At 68.8% G+C, this 14648-nt stretch carries 16 protein-coding genes; 12 read left to right on the top strand and 4 right to left on the bottom strand.

The window, feature by feature from the left end; translation table 11 throughout:
- The first annotated feature begins 133 nt into the window (after positions 1 to 133).
- The 9 genes from atpB to IO36_RS31845 all read left to right on the top strand — a co-directional run bounded on the left by atpB (position 134) and on the right by IO36_RS31845 (position 7866).
- Positions 134 to 955, top strand: coding sequence for a F0F1 ATP synthase subunit A (gene atpB / locus IO36_RS31885; RefSeq protein WP_037624945.1), 822 nt, complete (start codon positions 134 to 136; stop codon positions 953 to 955).
- Positions 956 to 1032: 77 nt separating this feature from the next.
- Entirely contained in the window at positions 1033 to 1263 is a 231-nt protein-coding gene (gene atpE / locus IO36_RS31880) for an ATP synthase F0 subunit C (RefSeq protein ID WP_031039373.1), read from the top strand.
- 41 nt (positions 1264 to 1304) lie between these two features.
- Positions 1305 to 1850, top strand: a complete 546-nt coding sequence (locus tag IO36_RS31875; protein ID WP_037624943.1) for a F0F1 ATP synthase subunit B — start codon at positions 1305 to 1307, stop codon at positions 1848 to 1850.
- Positions 1847 to 2668: a F0F1 ATP synthase subunit delta gene (locus IO36_RS31870; RefSeq protein ID WP_037624940.1), complete on the top strand. Its 822-nt coding sequence runs from the start codon at positions 1847 to 1849 to the stop codon at positions 2666 to 2668. The genes IO36_RS31875 and IO36_RS31870 overlap by 4 nt, the downstream gene beginning before the upstream one ends.
- A 127-nt stretch (positions 2669 to 2795) precedes the next feature.
- Positions 2796 to 4385: a F0F1 ATP synthase subunit alpha gene (gene atpA, locus IO36_RS31865; protein ID WP_037624938.1), complete on the top strand. Its 1590-nt coding sequence runs from the start codon at positions 2796 to 2798 to the stop codon at positions 4383 to 4385.
- 21 nt (positions 4386 to 4406) lie between these two features.
- On the top strand, positions 4407 to 5321 hold the full coding sequence (locus IO36_RS31860; RefSeq protein WP_037624936.1) for a F0F1 ATP synthase subunit gamma: 915 nt from the start codon (positions 4407 to 4409) through the stop codon (positions 5319 to 5321).
- On the top strand, positions 5321 to 6757 hold the full coding sequence (atpD, locus tag IO36_RS31855) for a F0F1 ATP synthase subunit beta (protein ID WP_037624933.1): 1437 nt from the start codon (positions 5321 to 5323) through the stop codon (positions 6755 to 6757). The genes IO36_RS31860 and atpD overlap by 1 nt, the downstream gene beginning before the upstream one ends.
- 127 nt (positions 6758 to 6884) lie before the next feature.
- Positions 6885 to 7259 (top strand): F0F1 ATP synthase subunit epsilon, encoded by a 375-nt coding sequence (locus IO36_RS31850; RefSeq protein ID WP_037624931.1) that lies wholly within the window; start codon positions 6885 to 6887, stop codon positions 7257 to 7259.
- A 160-nt stretch (positions 7260 to 7419) separates the two neighbouring features.
- Entirely contained in the window at positions 7420 to 7866 is a 447-nt protein-coding gene (locus IO36_RS31845) for a DUF2550 domain-containing protein (RefSeq protein ID WP_037624930.1), read from the top strand.
- A gap of 123 nt (positions 7867 to 7989) precedes the next feature.
- Here IO36_RS31845 and IO36_RS31840 read toward each other — a convergent pair whose 3' ends face one another.
- From IO36_RS31840 to IO36_RS31825, 4 genes are all read right to left on the bottom strand, one after another.
- Positions 7990 to 9816, bottom strand: coding sequence for a glycoside hydrolase family 18 chitinase (locus IO36_RS31840; RefSeq protein ID WP_037624928.1), 1827 nt, complete (start codon positions 9814 to 9816; stop codon positions 7990 to 7992).
- 371 nt (positions 9817 to 10187) lie between these two features.
- On the bottom strand, positions 10188 to 10760 hold the full coding sequence (locus IO36_RS31835) for a cob(I)yrinic acid a,c-diamide adenosyltransferase (RefSeq protein WP_037624926.1): 573 nt from the start codon (positions 10758 to 10760) through the stop codon (positions 10188 to 10190).
- 13 nt (positions 10761 to 10773) lie between these two features.
- Positions 10774 to 11523 carry an ABC transporter permease gene (locus IO36_RS31830; RefSeq protein WP_037624924.1) on the bottom strand — a complete coding sequence of 250 codons (750 nt, stop codon included), beginning with the start codon at positions 11521 to 11523 and terminating at the stop codon, positions 10774 to 10776.
- A gap of 13 nt (positions 11524 to 11536) precedes the next feature.
- Complete coding sequence (locus IO36_RS31825; RefSeq protein ID WP_037624922.1) at positions 11537 to 12316, bottom strand: ABC transporter ATP-binding protein; 780 nt, start codon at positions 12314 to 12316, stop codon at positions 11537 to 11539.
- 80 nt (positions 12317 to 12396) lie between these two features.
- Between IO36_RS31825 and IO36_RS31820 the strand changes: the two genes are divergently transcribed.
- The 3 genes from IO36_RS31820 to IO36_RS31810 all read left to right on the top strand — a co-directional run bounded on the left by IO36_RS31820 (position 12397) and on the right by IO36_RS31810 (position 14573).
- Positions 12397 to 13035 (top strand): TetR/AcrR family transcriptional regulator, encoded by a 639-nt coding sequence (locus tag IO36_RS31820; protein ID WP_037624920.1) that lies wholly within the window; start codon positions 12397 to 12399, stop codon positions 13033 to 13035.
- Between the two features lie 150 nt (positions 13036 to 13185).
- Complete coding sequence (locus tag IO36_RS31815; RefSeq protein ID WP_037624918.1) at positions 13186 to 14034, top strand: 3-hydroxyacyl-CoA dehydrogenase family protein; 849 nt, start codon at positions 13186 to 13188, stop codon at positions 14032 to 14034.
- Between the two features lie 215 nt (positions 14035 to 14249).
- Complete coding sequence (locus IO36_RS31810; RefSeq protein ID WP_037624916.1) at positions 14250 to 14573, top strand: STAS domain-containing protein; 324 nt, start codon at positions 14250 to 14252, stop codon at positions 14571 to 14573.
- The last annotated feature ends 75 nt before the right edge of the window (positions 14574 to 14648 follow it).

Genomic DNA, 14648 nt, shown 5'->3' with positions numbered 1-14648 from the left:
GTTCGATCGCGAGGCTTGATGCCCCTCTGCCGCCCCCACATCCGTAACACCAGTCCAGTGCCGAACCGCGGCTGTGCGCCGCGCCGACACAACGAGGATGCCGTACCTATGCGCCACGCTGAAGGAGCCCGCGGTGAGTGCTGACCCGACGCAGGTGCTCGCCTTCGAGACCGACTGCCACATCTTCGACGGTTGTGGCTTCCCGGCACCCGGCCTGCACTCGTTCCTGTTCGAGCCCATTTGGGGCGACGGGGACAGCAACCTGTACTTCAACAAGACGATGCTCCTGGCGCTGCTGGGCTCGCTTGTCATCGTCGGCTTCTTCTGGGCCGCGTTCCGCAAGCCGAAGGTCGTCCCGGGCAAGCTCCAGATGGTCGCCGAGGCCGGCTACGACTTCGTCCGCCGCGGCGTCGTCTACGAGACGATCGGCAAGAAGGAGGGCGAGAAGTACGTTCCGCTGATCGTCTCGCTGTTCTTCTTCGTCTGGATGATGAACCTCTGGTCGATCATTCCGCTCGCCCAGTTCCCGGTCACTGCGATCATCTCGTACCCGCTGGTGCTGGCCCTGATCGTCTACGTTCTGTGGGTCTCGCTGACCTTCAAGCGCCACGGCTTCGTGGGCTTCTTCAAGAACGTCACGGGCTACGACAAGTCGCTCGGCCCGGTTCTCCCGCTCGCCATGCTCATCGAGTTCTTCTCGAACCTGCTGGTCCGTCCGTTCACGCACGCCGTGCGACTCTTCGCGAACATGTTCGCGGGCCACACGCTGCTGCTGCTGTTCACGATCGCCAGCTGGTACCTGCTCAACGGGGTCGGCATCGCCTACGCGGGCGTCTCGTTCATCATGACCATCGTGATGACGGCCTTCGAGCTCTTCATCCAGGCCCTGCAGGCGTACGTGTTCGTGCTGCTGACCTGCACCTACATCCAGGGCGCGCTGGCCGAGCACCACTGAGCGGCGCCCCCTCCCCCGACCCCTCAGTCGTCCGGTGGCCAACCCCCACCGGTCCGTAAAGAAAAGGAAGAACTGGCATGTCCCAGACCCTTGCCGCTGTCTCCGGCTCGCTCGGCTCGATCGGTTACGGCCTCGCGGCCATCGGCCCCGGCGTCGGCGTCGGCATCATCTTCGGTAACGGCACCCAGGCTCTCGCCCGTCAGCCCGAGGCCGCCGGTCTGATCCGCGCCAACCAGATCCTCGGCTTCGCCTTCTGTGAGGCGCTCGCCCTCATCGGTCTGGTCATGCCGTTCGTCTACGGCGTCTGATCCACCGATCAGCAACAGCCCACTAGACGAAAGGCACTGACATGAGCCACTTGCTCATTCTGGCGGCCGAGGAGAAGGAAAACCCTCTCATCCCGCCGATCCCCGAGCTTGTCATCGGCCTGCTCGCCTTCGTCATCGTCTTCGGCTTCCTGGCCTGGAAGCTTCTCCCGAACATCAACAAGGTTCTGGAGCAGCGCCGCGAGGCCATCGAGGGCGGTATCGAAAAGGCCGAGGCCGCGCAGACCGAGGCCCAGAGCGTTCTCGAGCAGTACAAGGCTCAGCTCGCCGAGGCCCGTCACGAGGCCGCGCGACTGCGCCAGGACGCTCAGGAACAGGGCGCCACGCTCATCGCCGAGATGCGCGCGGAAGGCCAGCGGCAGCGCGACGAGATCGTCGCCGCCGGTCACACCCAGATCGAGGCCGACCGCAAGGCCGCCGCTCAGTCGCTGCGTCAGGACGTCGGCACGCTTGCCACCGACCTGGCCGGCAAGCTCGTCGGCGAGTCCCTCGAGGACCACGCCCGCCAGAGCCGCGTCATCGACCGCTTCCTCTCCGAGCTTGAGGAGAAGGCCGAGGCGGCTCGATGACTGCACACGGAGCGAGCCGCGAGGCAACCGCAGCCGCACGTGAGCGTCTCGACGCGCTGACGGACTCGACGTCCGTGGACGCGGCCCAGCTCGCCGACGAGCTGGCCGCGGTCACCGCGCTGCTGCACCGCGAGGTGTCGCTGCGTCGGGTCCTCACCGACCCGGCGCAGCCCGGCGAGGCCAAGGCCGAGCTGGTCCAGCGCCTGCTCGGCGGCCAGGTGGGCGGCAGTGCCACCGACCTGGTGTCCGGCATGGTGCGTTCCCGCTGGTCGCAGTCCCGCGACCTGGTGGACGCCCTCGAGGAGCTCACCGCCATCGCCGACCTCACGGCGGCGCAGCGGGCGGGCACGCTCGACGACGTCGAGGACGAGCTGTTCCGCTTCGGCCGGATCGTCGCCTCGAACACCGAGCTGCGCGCCGCGCTGACCGACCGGGCCGCCACCACGGCGGCCAAGAGCGAGCTGCTGCGCAGCCTGCTCGGCGGCCGGGCCGCGGCGACGACCGAGCGTCTGGTGACGCGTCTCGTGACCGCGCCGCGCGGACGTAGCCTGGAAGCGGGACTCGAGTCCCTGTCCAAGCTCGCCGCCGAGCGCCGCGACCGCATGGTCGCCGTGGTCACCTCCGCGGTGCCGCTGAGCGACGGACAGAAGCAGCGCCTCGGCGCCACTCTGGCCAAGCTCTACGGCCGTCCGATGCACCTCAACCTCGACGTGGACCCCGATGTCCTCGGCGGGATCCGGGTGCAGGTCGGCGACGAGGTCATCAACGGCTCCATCGCGGACCGTCTCGAGGACGCCGCCCGCCGCATGGCGAGCTAGTAACCACACACGCAGTAGGCAATTACGGCCCTGGTTGGGCCGTGCAGAGGATTCACCTCTCATCGGGGGGAGTCCCCCATCCCCCCAAGTGAAACTTCGGGCCCAACAAGGAGAGCAGGGAACCCAGATGGCGGAGCTCACGATCCGGCCGGAGGAGATCCGGGACGCACTGGAGAACTTTGTCCAGTCGTACCAGCCGGACGCGGCCTCGCGCGAGGAGGTCGGTACGGTCACCGTCGCCGGCGACGGTATCGCCAAGATCGAGGGTCTTCCCTCGGCCATGGCGAACGAGCTGCTGAAGTTCGAGGACGGAACCCTCGGTCTCGCGCTGAACCTGGAAGAGCGCGAGATCGGTGCGGTCATCCTCGGCGAGTTCAGCGGTATCGAGGAAGGCCAGCCGGTGCAGCGCACCGGTGAGGTGCTGTCCGTCGCCGTGGGCGAGGGCTACCTCGGCCGCGTCGTCGACCCGCTCGGCAACCCGATCGACGGCCTCGGCGAGATCGAGACGTCCGGCCGCCGCGCCCTCGAGCTGCAGGCCCCGGGCGTCATGGTCCGCAAGTCGGTCCACGAGCCCATGGAGACGGGCTACAAGGCCGTCGACGCGATGACCCCGATCGGCCGTGGCCAGCGTCAGCTGATCATCGGCGACCGTCAGACCGGCAAGACCGCGCTGGCCGTCGACACGATCATCAACCAGCGCGACAACTGGCGCTCGGGCGACACCAAGAAGCAGGTCCGCTGCATCTACGTCGCCATCGGCCAGAAGGGCTCGACCATCGCCTCCGTGCGTGGCGCCCTCGAAGAGGCCGGCGCGCTGGAGTACACGACCATCGTCGCCGCCCCGGCGTCCGACCCGGCCGGCTTCAAGTACCTCGCGCCGTACACCGGTTCGGCCATCGGTCAGCAGTGGATGTACGAGGGCAAGCACGTCCTCATCATCTTCGACGACCTCTCGAAGCAGGCCGACGCCTACCGCGCCGTGTCCCTGCTGCTCCGCCGTCCGCCGGGCCGCGAGGCCTACCCCGGTGACGTCTTCTACCTGCACTCCCGTCTGCTGGAGCGCTGCGCGAAGCTCTCCGACGACCTGGGCGCCGGTTCGATGACGGGTCTGCCGATCGTCGAGACCAAGGCGAACGACGTGTCGGCGTTCATCCCGACCAACGTCATCTCCATCACCGACGGCCAGTGCTTCCTGGAGTCCGACCTGTTCAACGCCGGCCAGCGTCCGGCCCTGAACGTCGGTATCTCGGTCTCCCGCGTCGGTGGCTCCGCCCAGCACAAGGCGATGAAGCAGGTCTCCGGCCGGCTTCGCCTCGACCTGGCCCAGTACCGTGAGCTGGAGGCGTTCGCCGCCTTCGGTTCCGACCTGGACGCCGCGTCGAAGTCGCAGCTGGAGCGCGGTCAGCGTCTGGTCGAGCTGCTCAAGCAGGCTCAGTACCAGCCGATGCCGACCGAGGACCAGGTCGTCTCCGTGTGGTCCGCGACCACCGGCAAGATGGACGACGTGCCGGTCGCCGACATCCGCCGCTTCGAGAAGGAGCTCCTGGAGTACCTGCACCGCAAGGAGCAGGGCCTCATGACCTCCATCAAGGAGGGCGGCAAGATGTCGGACGACACCCTGACCGCCATCGCCGACGGCATCGCTGACTTCAAGAAGCAGTTCGAGACCTCGGACGGGAAGCTTCTCGGCGAGGACGCTCCGGCCGCCGCCAAGTGACGTAAGGAAGGGACCTGACTCATGGGAGCCCAGCTCCGGGTCTACAAGCGTCGCATCCGATCCGTCACCGCGACCAAGAAGATCACCAAGGCGATGGAGATGATCGCCGCCTCGCGCGTCGTCAAGGCGCAGCGCAAGGTGGCGGCCTCCGCGCCCTACGCGACCGAGCTCACGCGCGCGGTCACGGCGGTCGGCACCGGTTCGAACACCAAGCACCCGCTGACCACGGAGGCGGAGACGGCGACCCGTTCCGCGGTGCTGCTCCTCACGAGCGACCGCGGACTGGCCGGCGCCTTCAACTCCAACGCCATCAAGGCGGCGGAGCTGCTGACCGCCCGTCTCGTGGCCGAGGGCAAGGAGGTCGACACCTACATCGTCGGCCGCCGCGGTCTGGCTCACTACAACTTCCGCGAGCGCAAGGTCGTGGAATCGTGGTCGGGCTTCACCGACGAGCCCACCTACGCGGACGCGAAGAACGTCGCGGGTCCGCTGATCGAGGCGATCGAGAAGGACACGGCGGACGGCGGAGTGGATGAACTCCACATCGTCTACACCGAGTTCGTCTCGATGATGACGCAGACGGCCATCGACGGCCGGCTGCTGCCGCTTCGCCTCGAAGAGGTTGCGGAGGAGGCGCCCAAGGGCGAGATCCTTCCGCTGTACGAGTTCGAGCCGTCGGCGGAGGACGTCCTTGACGCCCTGCTGCCGCGCTACGTCGAGAGCCGTATCTACAACGCGCTGCTCCAGTCGGCTGCCTCCAAGCACGCCGCCACGCGCCGCGCGATGAAGTCGGCCACCGACAACGCGGGAGACCTGATCACCTCGCTCTCCCGCCTTGCCAATGCGGCCCGCCAGGCCGAAATCACCCAGGAAATCAGCGAGATCGTCGGCGGCTCCGCAGCCCTTGCCGACGCGACCGCGGGGAGTGACAAGTAATGACGACGACTTCTGAGACGGCCGTTGCCACGGGCCGCGTCGCCCGGGTCATCGGCCCGGTCGTCGACGTGGAGTTCCCCGTCGACGCGATGCCGGACATCTACAACGCCCTTCACGTTGAGGTGGCCGACCCGGCCAACGCCGGCGAGAAGAAGACGCTGACCCTGGAAGTCGCCCAGCACCTGGGTGACGGCCTGGTCCGCACGATCTCCATGCAGCCCACCGACGGTCTGGTCCGCCAGGCCCCGGTCACCGACTCGGGCACGGGCATCACCGTCCCGGTCGGCGACTTCACCAAGGGCAAGGTGTTCAACACCCTCGGTGAGGTGCTGAACTCGGACGAGAAGTACTCGGGCGAGCGCTGGTCCATCCACCGCAAGGCCCCGCGCTTCGACGAGCTCGAGTCGAAGACCGAGATGTTCGAGACCGGCGTCAAGGTCATCGACCTTCTCACCCCGTACGTCAAGGGTGGAAAGATCGGTCTGTTCGGTGGTGCCGGCGTCGGCAAGACGGTGCTCATCCAGGAGATGATCTACCGCGTCGCCAACAACCACGACGGTGTCTCCGTGTTCGCCGGTGTCGGCGAGCGCACGCGTGAGGGCAACGACCTCATCGAGGAGATGGCGGACTCGGGCGTCATCGACAAGACCGCCCTTGTCTTCGGCCAGATGGACGAGCCCCCGGGCACCCGTCTGCGCGTGGCCCTCGCGGGTCTGACCATGGCGGAGTACTTCCGCGATGTGCAGAAGCAGGACGTGCTGTTCTTCGTGGACAACATCTTCCGCTTCACGCAGGCCGGTTCCGAGGTCTCGACCCTGCTCGGCCGTATGCCCTCCGCGGTGGGTTACCAGCCGAACCTGGCCGACGAGATGGGTCTCCTCCAGGAGCGCATCACCTCGACCCGTGGTCACTCGATCACCTCGATGCAGGCGATCTACGTCCCCGCGGACGACCTGACCGACCCGGCCCCGGCCACCACGTTCGCCCACCTCGACGCGACGACGGTTCTCTCCCGTCCGATCTCCGAGAAGGGCATCTACCCGGCCGTGGACCCGCTGGACTCCACGTCCCGCATCCTGGACCCCCGCTACATCGCGGCGGACCACTACGCGGCCGCGATGCGCGTCAAGTCGGTTCTTCAGAAGTACAAGGACCTTCAGGACATCATCGCGATCCTCGGTATCGACGAGCTGGGCGAGGAGGACAAGCTCACCGTCCACCGTGCCCGTCGCGTGGAGCGCTTCCTGTCCCAGAACACCCACGTCGCCAAGCAGTTCACCGGCGTCGACGGGTCGGACGTCCCGCTGGACGAGTCGATCGCGGCCTTCAACGCGATCATCGACGGTGAGTACGACCACTTCCCGGAGCAGGCGTTCTTCCTCTGCGGTGGCATCGAGGACCTGAAGGCCAACGCCAAGGAGCTCGGCGTCTCCTGAACCTCGGTTCTGAAGTGAGGGGGCGGGACCACACCTTGCGGGGTGCGGTCCTTCCCCCTCCGTACGCCTACTAGACTTTGACCCAACACCCGGCAGCAACGCCGGGTGGTGACCCGAGGAGCCCACCTTGGCTGCTGAGCTGCACGTCGAGCTCGTCGCCGCGGACCGCAGTGTCTGGTCCGGCGAGGCCACCCTGGTCGTCGCGCGTACCACGTCCGGCGACATCGGCGTCATGCCCGGTCACCAGCCGCTTCTCGGTGTGCTGGAGTCGGGCCCGGTGACCATTCGTACGAGTGACGGTGGAACGGTCGTCGCCGCTGTGCACGGCGGTTTCATCTCGTTCGCCGACAACAAGCTGTCGCTGCTGGCCGAGATCGCCGAGCTGTCGGACGAGATCGACGTCCAGCGTGCGGAGCGGGCGCTCGAGCGCGCGAAGTCGGACGCGGACGCGTCCGCCGAGCGTCGCGCGGACGTCCGTCTGCGTGCGGTGGCGACCCGCTGACCATCGGTGCGACCCCGGCCGCGCAAGCGTCGGGGGAGCACTGTGCAAGGCTTTGACTCAGCCGCGGCTGGGACCGGATCACTCCGGCCCTGGCCGCGGCTGAGGCAAATCCGGATGTTTTTTCTTTTCCGTTACCTAGGAGACGAGGAGGTCGGTGTCGATGGTCCTCGCTCTGACTGTGTGCGGAGTGGTAGTGGCGCTCGTGGTGGTGGGGCTGTTCGTCTTCGGCCTCCGCCGCCGGCTCATCCAGCGTTCCGGCGGAACGTTCGACTGCAGCCTGCGCTGGGACGTCCCCGAGAAGGGTGACCCCAGCGGCAAGGGCTGGAGCTACGGGGTGGCCCGCTACAACGGCGACCGGGTCGAGTGGTACCGCGTCTTCTCGTACGCGCCCCGCCCGCGCCGTCTGCTCGAGCGCTCGGCCATCGAGGTGGCCGGCCGCCGCGCGGCCGAGGGCGAGGAGGAGCTCGCGCTGCTCTCCGACGCGATCATCCTGGCCTGTCTGCACCGCGGCACCCGGCTCGAACTGGCGATGAGCGAGGACGCGCTGACCGGTTTCCTGGCCTGGCTGGAGGCCGCCCCGCCCGGACAACGGGTGAACGTCGCGTAGCGGTTGGGGGAGGGTGAACGTCACCTGAGCCTGAGCCCCCCGGAACAGCGAACCGCGGACAGACCCTGAGGTCTGCCCGCGGTTCTCTTGCGTGGTGGATCGGGGTTCAGGCCGGGCCGGTGATCAGCTCAGGCCGCTGTTGATGGCGCTGACCAGTTCACCATTGCTGGTGTCACCGCTGAACTCCCAGAAGAAGGCGCCGCCCAGGCCCTGGCTCTTGGCCCACGACATCTTCGTCCCGATGGTGGCGGGGGTGTCGTACGACCACCAGTTGTTGCCGCAGTAGGCGTACGCCGTGCCGGCGACCAGGCCGGTGGAGGGGCAGGACGTCTTGAGGACCTTGTAGTCCTCGATGCCCTGCTCGTAGGTACCGGCGGCGGGGCCGGTGGCCGTGCCGCCGGGCGCGGACTGGGTGACGCCGGTCCAGCCGCGGCCGTAGAAGCCGATGCCGATGAGCAGCTTGCTCGCGGGCACGCCCTTCGCCTTGAACTTGGCGATCGCGTCGGCGGTGGTGAAGCCGGGCGTCGGGATGCCGCTGTAGGAGGTGAGCGGGGAGTGCGGGGCGGTCGGGCCCTGGGCGTTGAACGCGCCGAAGAAGTCGTACGACATCACGTTGTACCAGTCGACGTACTGCGAGGCGCCCGCGTAGTCGGCGGCGTCGATCTTGCCACCCGAGGTGCCGTCGGCCGTGGTGGCCGCGGTGACGAGGTTGTTCGAGCCGAACTTGGCGCGCAGGGCCTGCATCAGGTTCTTGTAGGCCGCGGCACCGCTGGTGTCACAGGACAGACCGCAGGCGTTCGGGTACTCCCAGTCGATGTCGATGCCGTCGAAGACGTCGGCCCAACGCGGGTCCTCGACCAGGTTGTAGCAGGAGTTGGCGAACGCGGTCGGGTTGGCGGCCGCCTGGGCGAAGCCGCCGGACCAGGTCCAGCCGCCGAAGGACCACAGCACCTTGATGTTCGGGTACTTGGCCTTCAGCTCGCGGAGCTGGTTGAAGTTGCCGCGCAGCGGCTGGTCCCACGTGTCGGCGACGCCGCTGACCGACTGGTCGGCGGTGAAGGCCTTGTCGTAGTCGGCGTAGGAGTCGCCGATCGCGCACTGGCCGTTGGTCACGTTGCCGAAGGCGTAGTTGATGTGCGTGATCTTGGCGGCCGAGCCCGACGTCACGAGGTTCTTGACGTTGTAGTTGCGGCCGTAGATGCCCCACTCGGTGAAGTAGCCGAGCTTGACGTTCTTGCCGCTGGGCGGCGGGTCGGTGGTGCCGCCGGTGGTGTGGACGGCGACCGAGCCGCTGACCGGACCGGTCTGGTCGGCGGTGTCACGGGCCTGGACGGTGTACGAGTAGTCGGTGCCGGCGGTCAGGCCGGTGTCCGTGTACGAGGTCGTCGTCACGGTCGCGACCTTGGTGCCGCCGCGCAGGACGTCGTAGTTCTTGACGCCCTTGTCATCGGTGGCCGCGCTCCAGGAGAGCTTCACCGAGGTGTCGGTGATCGAGGAGGCGGTGGGGGTGCCCGGCGCGGAGGGGGCGCTGTCACCGGGGACGGTGGTGCCGCCGTCGCAGCTGCCGCCGTTCAGGGTGCAGTTCGACGGGGAGCCGGAGCCCGAGCCGTTGAAGCCGAAGGAGACGGAGGCACCCGCGGCGAGGGACCCGTTGTAGGACTTGTTCTTGGCGGTCCAGTGGTTCCCGGAGCTGGTGACGTCCGCGTCCCAGGCCGAGGTGACAGAGGTTCCGGAGGGGAAGTCCCACTGGATGGTCCACGAACTGATGGCGGTGGTACCGGTGTTCTTGACGGTCCACTTGCCTTCGAAGCCGGTGCCCCAGTCCTGGGTCTTGGCGTACGTGGCGGTCGCGCTGTCGGCGGCGTGGGCGGGACTCGCGAGTCCGACCAGGCCGGCCAGGGGGAGCAGCAGAGTGGCCAGCCCTGCCGTCGCTCGTTGTCTGAAGCGCATTCCGCGCCTCCTCGGGGGAGTTGGGGGAGGAAGGGGCGTGACTGAGCCTTCACGCCCACGGTGCCGTGAGAATAGGAAGGTCTGGACCACAGGTCAATAGGTCTGGACCACTGTTTCGCTCTCGTGATGGCATCTCAACTCCGTTGAGCGCACGGCGTATTGGAGCGTGATGATCGGGTTCTGACGGTCCGGTAGGCGGTTGACGTGGGCCTTCACGTCCCTGTCCGAGGTCCGCGGGGGCTCTCGGCGGGAACGGGGAAGGGCGCCCGCGGCGGCGGGCTCGAAGAATCCTTCGAGCCCGGCGCGGACGCCCTTCGTTCGGTGCTGCTGGTGCTGTGAGTGCGGGTGGGGTCAGTGGGGCCGGCGGGTGCTCAGCGTTCCCCGCCGGGGACCCACAGCACGTCCCCGGTGTCCTTGTTCGCCGTACGGGCCAGGATGAACAGGAGGTCCGAGAGCCGGTTGAGGTAGGTGGCGGTGAGCGGGTTCATCGCCTCGCCGTGGACCTCCAGCGCCGCCCAGGTCGAGCGCTCGGCCCGGCGCACGACCGTGCACGCCTGGTGCAGGAGCGCCGCGCCGGCGGTGCCGCCGGGCAGGATGAACGAGCGGAGCTTCTCCAGCCGCTCGTTGAACAGGTCGCAGTCCGCCTCCAGCCGGTCGACGTAGAACTGCTCCACCCGCAGCGGCGGGTACTTGGGGTCCTCGACCACCGGCGTCGACAGGTCCGCGCCCACGTCGAACAGGTCGTTCTGGACCCGGGTGAGGACCGCGACGACCTCGTCCTCCAGGCCGCCGAGCGCGATCGCCGTCCCGATCACCGCGTTCGCCTCGTTGGCGTCGGCGTACGCCGAGATCCGCAGATCGGTCTTGGCGACCCTGCTCATGTCCCCGAGGGCGGTGGTGCCCTGGTCGCCGGTCCTGGTGTAGATGCGCGTCAGATTGACCATGGGGCCAGCCTAATTACGCTTTCGCCCCGCGGAACGCCCGTGTGCCCACCGTCACGGACACCGCGGCGAGGCCGAGGGCCACCAGCACCCCGTACAGCATGTGGGAGGTGGCGTACGAGCCCGTGTAGGCGTCGCGCACCGCGTCGACCAGGTAGCGCAGCGGCGTGAGGTGCGAGAGGACGTCCAGCCAGCCCGGGGCGAGCGCCATCGGCAGCATCAGGCCCGACAGCAGCATGGACGGCACCGTGAGCGCGTTGACGGTCGGCCCGAATTCCTGGGGCGTGCCCACGCGCAGGGCCAGTGAACAGGACAACGAGGCGAGCGAGACGGCCAGCAGGCCCACGAAGGCGAAGCCGGCCAGGACGCCGGCGAGCGGCGCGCGCAGGCCCATCACCAGTGCCGCCAGGACCAACAGCACCGACTGCAGGACCAGGACGACGGCGTCGCGCAGGACGCGGCCCAGCAGCAGCGCGAGCCGGCTCACGGGGGTGGCCCGCATCCGGTCCACGACGCCCAGGTTCTTCTCGACGATGACCGAGAACCCTGAGAACGCGGCGCCGAACAGGGCCAGTTGGAGCAGCAGGCCGGGGACCAGGATCTGCCAGGAGGAGCCCCGGGCACCGAGCGGCAGCCGGGTCAGGAGCGGGCCGAAGAAGAGCAGGTGGAGCAGCGGCGCGAGGACCCCGAAGAACATCGCGAGACGCGAACGCAGGGTCTGGCGGGCGTAGCGCCCGAAGATCAGGGCGGTGTCGTGCACGAGCATCGGCGGCTCCGTCCTAAACGGCGGTGGGGGCGGCGGCGGGCGCGGGGCCGCGGCCGGTGACGGCGAGGAAGGTGTCCTGGAGGGTCGCGTCGAGGGAGCCGCAGTGGGCCAGCTTCAGCGCGGCCGGCGTGCCGTCGGCGGCCACGACTCCCCGGTCGACGATCACGATCCGGTCGGCGAGCGCGTCCGCCTCGTCGAGGTGGTGGGTGGTGAGGAAGACCGTGGTGCCGTGGGTGTCGCGCAGCCGGCGGACGAGGTCCCACAGTCCGGCGCGGCTGCCGGGGTCGAGCCCGGTGGTCGGTTCGTCGAGGAAGAGCACCTCGGGACGGTGGACGAGGCCGAGGGCGAGGTCCAGGCGCCGCCGCTGGCCGCCGGAGAGCGCGGCGGTCCTGCGGTCAAGGACGTCGGCGAGGCCGAGCTCCTCGGCCAGGTCCGCGGCCCGCGCGGCCGCCCGCGGCCTCGACAGCCGGTACAGCCGTCCCTGGGTGAGGAGTTCCTCCCGCACCGTCACCTGCGGGTCGACGCCGCCCGACTGGGCCACGTAGCCGCAGGCGCGGCGCACCCCGGCCGGGTCGGTGACCAGGTCGCAGCCCGCGACCGTCGCCGCGCCGCCGGTGGGGGCGAGCAGGGTGGTGAGCATCTTGAGGGTGGTGGTCTTGCCCGCGCCGTTCGGGCCGAGGAGGCCGAGGATCTCGCCGGGCCGCACCGTGAGGTCGATCCCGCGCACCGCCTCGACCGGGCCCCGCTTCGTCGCGAAGGTACGGGCCAGACCGGCCGTACTGATGATTGCCATGGCCCCAGAAAAACAGAGTCACTGAAAATTTGCAATGACTCCAAAAATTCAGAAGCTCCAGCGAGGGCTACGATGCGTTCATGACCGAGGGGCTCAGGGAGCGGAAGAAGCGGCAGACCCGGCAGTACATCTCCGATGTCGCCACGGGCCTGTTCCTGGAGCGGGGCTTCGACGCGGTGAAGGTCGCGGAGGTCGCCGAGGCCGCGAACGTCTCCGTGAACACCGTCTACAACTACTTCCCGGCCAAGGAGGACCTCTTCCTCGACCGCTCCGCCGCGCTGGTGGAGCGGTCGGCCCGCTGGGTGCGCGGCCGCGCGAAGGGCGAGTCGGCCGCGGACGCCGTCCTGCGCGAGCTGCGCGAGGAGGTGGAGGCGGCCTCGCCCCGGATCGGCCTCGCCACCGGGACCGCCCGCTTCCTCCAGGTCGTCGACGAGGCCCCCGCGCTCCGCTCGCGGCTGTGGGAGATCGGCCAGGAGGCGCTGGAGAACCTGGAGGAGGCCCTGCGCGAGGAGACCGGCGCGCCGCCCGGAGACCCGCTGCCCGGCCTCGTCGCGGGCCAGATCGACTGGGCATACCAGACGGTCGCGAAGGTCATCGCCCGCGAGATGAGGGCGGGCCGCGCCCCCGGCGAGGTCTCGCGCGAGGTGCTCGTCCTGCTCGACGAGATCGAGGAGCTGCTGAGCCCGAAGGTCCGCGGCTACGCCGTACGGGCGGAGTGACGGCCCGGCCCGTCGGCACCCCGGACCGGACGTGACGGGTGTCTCACGCCCTGAGACCGTGACACGCGTTACTTACGGGTTTCACGCCCCCTTCCGAACGCTACTCTCCGCCGAAGAGGCATACACAAGCAGCGTGTTAAGGGAGTCTGAGTGGCTGGGAAGCTTGCCGTCATCGGAGCCGGACTGATGGGGTCCGGAATCGCCCAGGTCTCCGCGCAGGCGGGCTGGGACGTCGTTCTGCGCGATGTCACCGACGAGGCGCTGAACCGCGGCCTCGACGGCATCAGGGCGTCGTACGACAAGTTCGTGAGCAAGGGCAAGCTCGAAGCCGCCGACGCGGACGCCGCGATCGCGCGCATCACGGCGACCACCGACCTGGACGCCGCCGCCGACGCGGACATCGTCGTCGAGGCGGTCTTCGAGAAGCTCGAGGTCAAGCACGAGATCTTCCGGGCGCTCGACAAGATCGTCCGCCCCGACGCCGTGCTGGCCTCCAACACCTCCGCGATCCCGATCACCAAGATCGCGGCGGCCACGGAGCACCCGGAGCGGGTCGTCGGCGTGCACTTCTTCTCGCCGGTCCCGATGATGCAGCTCGTCGAGCTGGTCCGCGGCTACAAGACCAGCGACGAAACCCTCGCCCGCGCACGGGAGTTCAGCGAGTCGGTCGGCAAGACCTGCATCGTCGTCAACCGCGACGTCGCCGGCTTCGTCACCACCCGTCTCATCTCGGCCCTCGTCGTCGAGGCGACGAAGCTGTACGAGTCGGGCGTGGCCACCGCCGAGGACATCGACCTCGCCTGCCGGCTGGGCTTCGGCCACGCCATGGGGCCGCTGGCCACCGCCGACCTCACGGGCGTCGACATCCTGCTGCACGCCACCGGCAACATCTACACCGAGACCCAGGACGAGAAGTTCGCCCCGCCGGAGCTGATGCGCCGGATGGTTGACGCCGGTGACATCGGGCGCAAGAGCGGGCAGGGCTTCTACAAGCACTGAACGATCATGCGGCGGCCGGGACCCCGGCCGCCGCATGTGCCACGGACACCGTGCGCACCTCCGGATGTCACTCCATGAGGTGAATTCGGTATCGGTTCGCTTACAGACGGCAACCTCCGGGGCCCTCAGGCAGTCAGTCCATGCACAACATGCAGACGCGAAGACGCGGAAACAGACACACGCGGAGTTACGAGACAGATTCTCGGGGAGCGCATATGTACATCAGGGGCGACCACGCCGAACTGGTCGTCGGGGGCCGCCTCGACGTACGCAGCGCGGCGGACGCCCGTACAGTCCTGCACTCGGCCGTCGACGACGGAGCCGGAGACCTGGTGCTGGACCTGTCGGAGCTGGACTCCTGGGACGCGACCGGGCTCGGCGTGATCATGGGGGCCCACCGACGCGCCGGGAGGTGCGGCCGGCGGCTCGTGCTGCGCGGCGTGCCGGCCCAGATGCAGCGCCTGCTGGTGGCCACCCGGCTGCACCGGATCCTGGCGATCGAGGGCGGCATCGGGGTCGAGTCCCTGCCCCGGGTCTGACCCGGGCGCGCTCCTCATCGCTCCGCGTGCGCGACGGCGTACGCGCCCCGACCGGCGCATTCGGCCCGCCACGTG

The sequence above is a fragment of the Streptomyces aureus genome, from assembly GCF_000725495.1.
GTDB classification, from domain to species: domain Bacteria; phylum Actinomycetota; class Actinomycetes; order Streptomycetales; family Streptomycetaceae; genus Streptomyces; species Streptomyces aureus_B.
This window is presented reverse-complemented; position numbering and strand designations above follow the sequence as displayed.

What these genes read in the sequence shown, in the direction of transcription:
- atpE (WP_031039373.1), top strand. Translation starts at nt 1,033, where the DNA reads ATGTCCCAGACCCTTGCCGCTGTCTCCGGCTCGCTCGGCTCGATCGGT.
- IO36_RS31875 (WP_037624943.1), top strand. Translation starts at nt 1,305, where the DNA reads ATGAGCCACTTGCTCATTCTGGCGGCCGAGGAGAAGGAAAACCCTCTC.
- IO36_RS31870 (WP_037624940.1), top strand. Translation starts at nt 1,847, where the DNA reads ATGACTGCACACGGAGCGAGCCGCGAGGCAACCGCAGCCGCACGTGAG.
- atpA (WP_037624938.1), top strand. Translation starts at nt 2,796, where the DNA reads ATGGCGGAGCTCACGATCCGGCCGGAGGAGATCCGGGACGCACTGGAG.
- IO36_RS31860 (WP_037624936.1), top strand. Translation starts at nt 4,407, where the DNA reads ATGGGAGCCCAGCTCCGGGTCTACAAGCGTCGCATCCGATCCGTCACC.
- atpD (WP_037624933.1), top strand. Translation starts at nt 5,321, where the DNA reads ATGACGACGACTTCTGAGACGGCCGTTGCCACGGGCCGCGTCGCCCGG.
- IO36_RS31845 (WP_037624930.1), top strand. Translation starts at nt 7,420, where the DNA reads ATGGTCCTCGCTCTGACTGTGTGCGGAGTGGTAGTGGCGCTCGTGGTG.
- IO36_RS31840 (WP_037624928.1), bottom strand. Translation starts at nt 9,816, where the DNA reads ATGCGCTTCAGACAACGAGCGACGGCAGGGCTGGCCACTCTGCTGCTC.
- IO36_RS31835 (WP_037624926.1), bottom strand. Translation starts at nt 10,760, where the DNA reads ATGGTCAATCTGACGCGCATCTACACCAGGACCGGCGACCAGGGCACC.
- IO36_RS31830 (WP_037624924.1), bottom strand. Translation starts at nt 11,523, where the DNA reads ATGCTCGTGCACGACACCGCCCTGATCTTCGGGCGCTACGCCCGCCAG.
- IO36_RS31825 (WP_037624922.1), bottom strand. Translation starts at nt 12,316, where the DNA reads ATGGCAATCATCAGTACGGCCGGTCTGGCCCGTACCTTCGCGACGAAG.
- IO36_RS31820 (WP_037624920.1), top strand. Translation starts at nt 12,397, where the DNA reads ATGACCGAGGGGCTCAGGGAGCGGAAGAAGCGGCAGACCCGGCAGTAC.
- IO36_RS31810 (WP_037624916.1), top strand. Translation starts at nt 14,250, where the DNA reads ATGTACATCAGGGGCGACCACGCCGAACTGGTCGTCGGGGGCCGCCTC.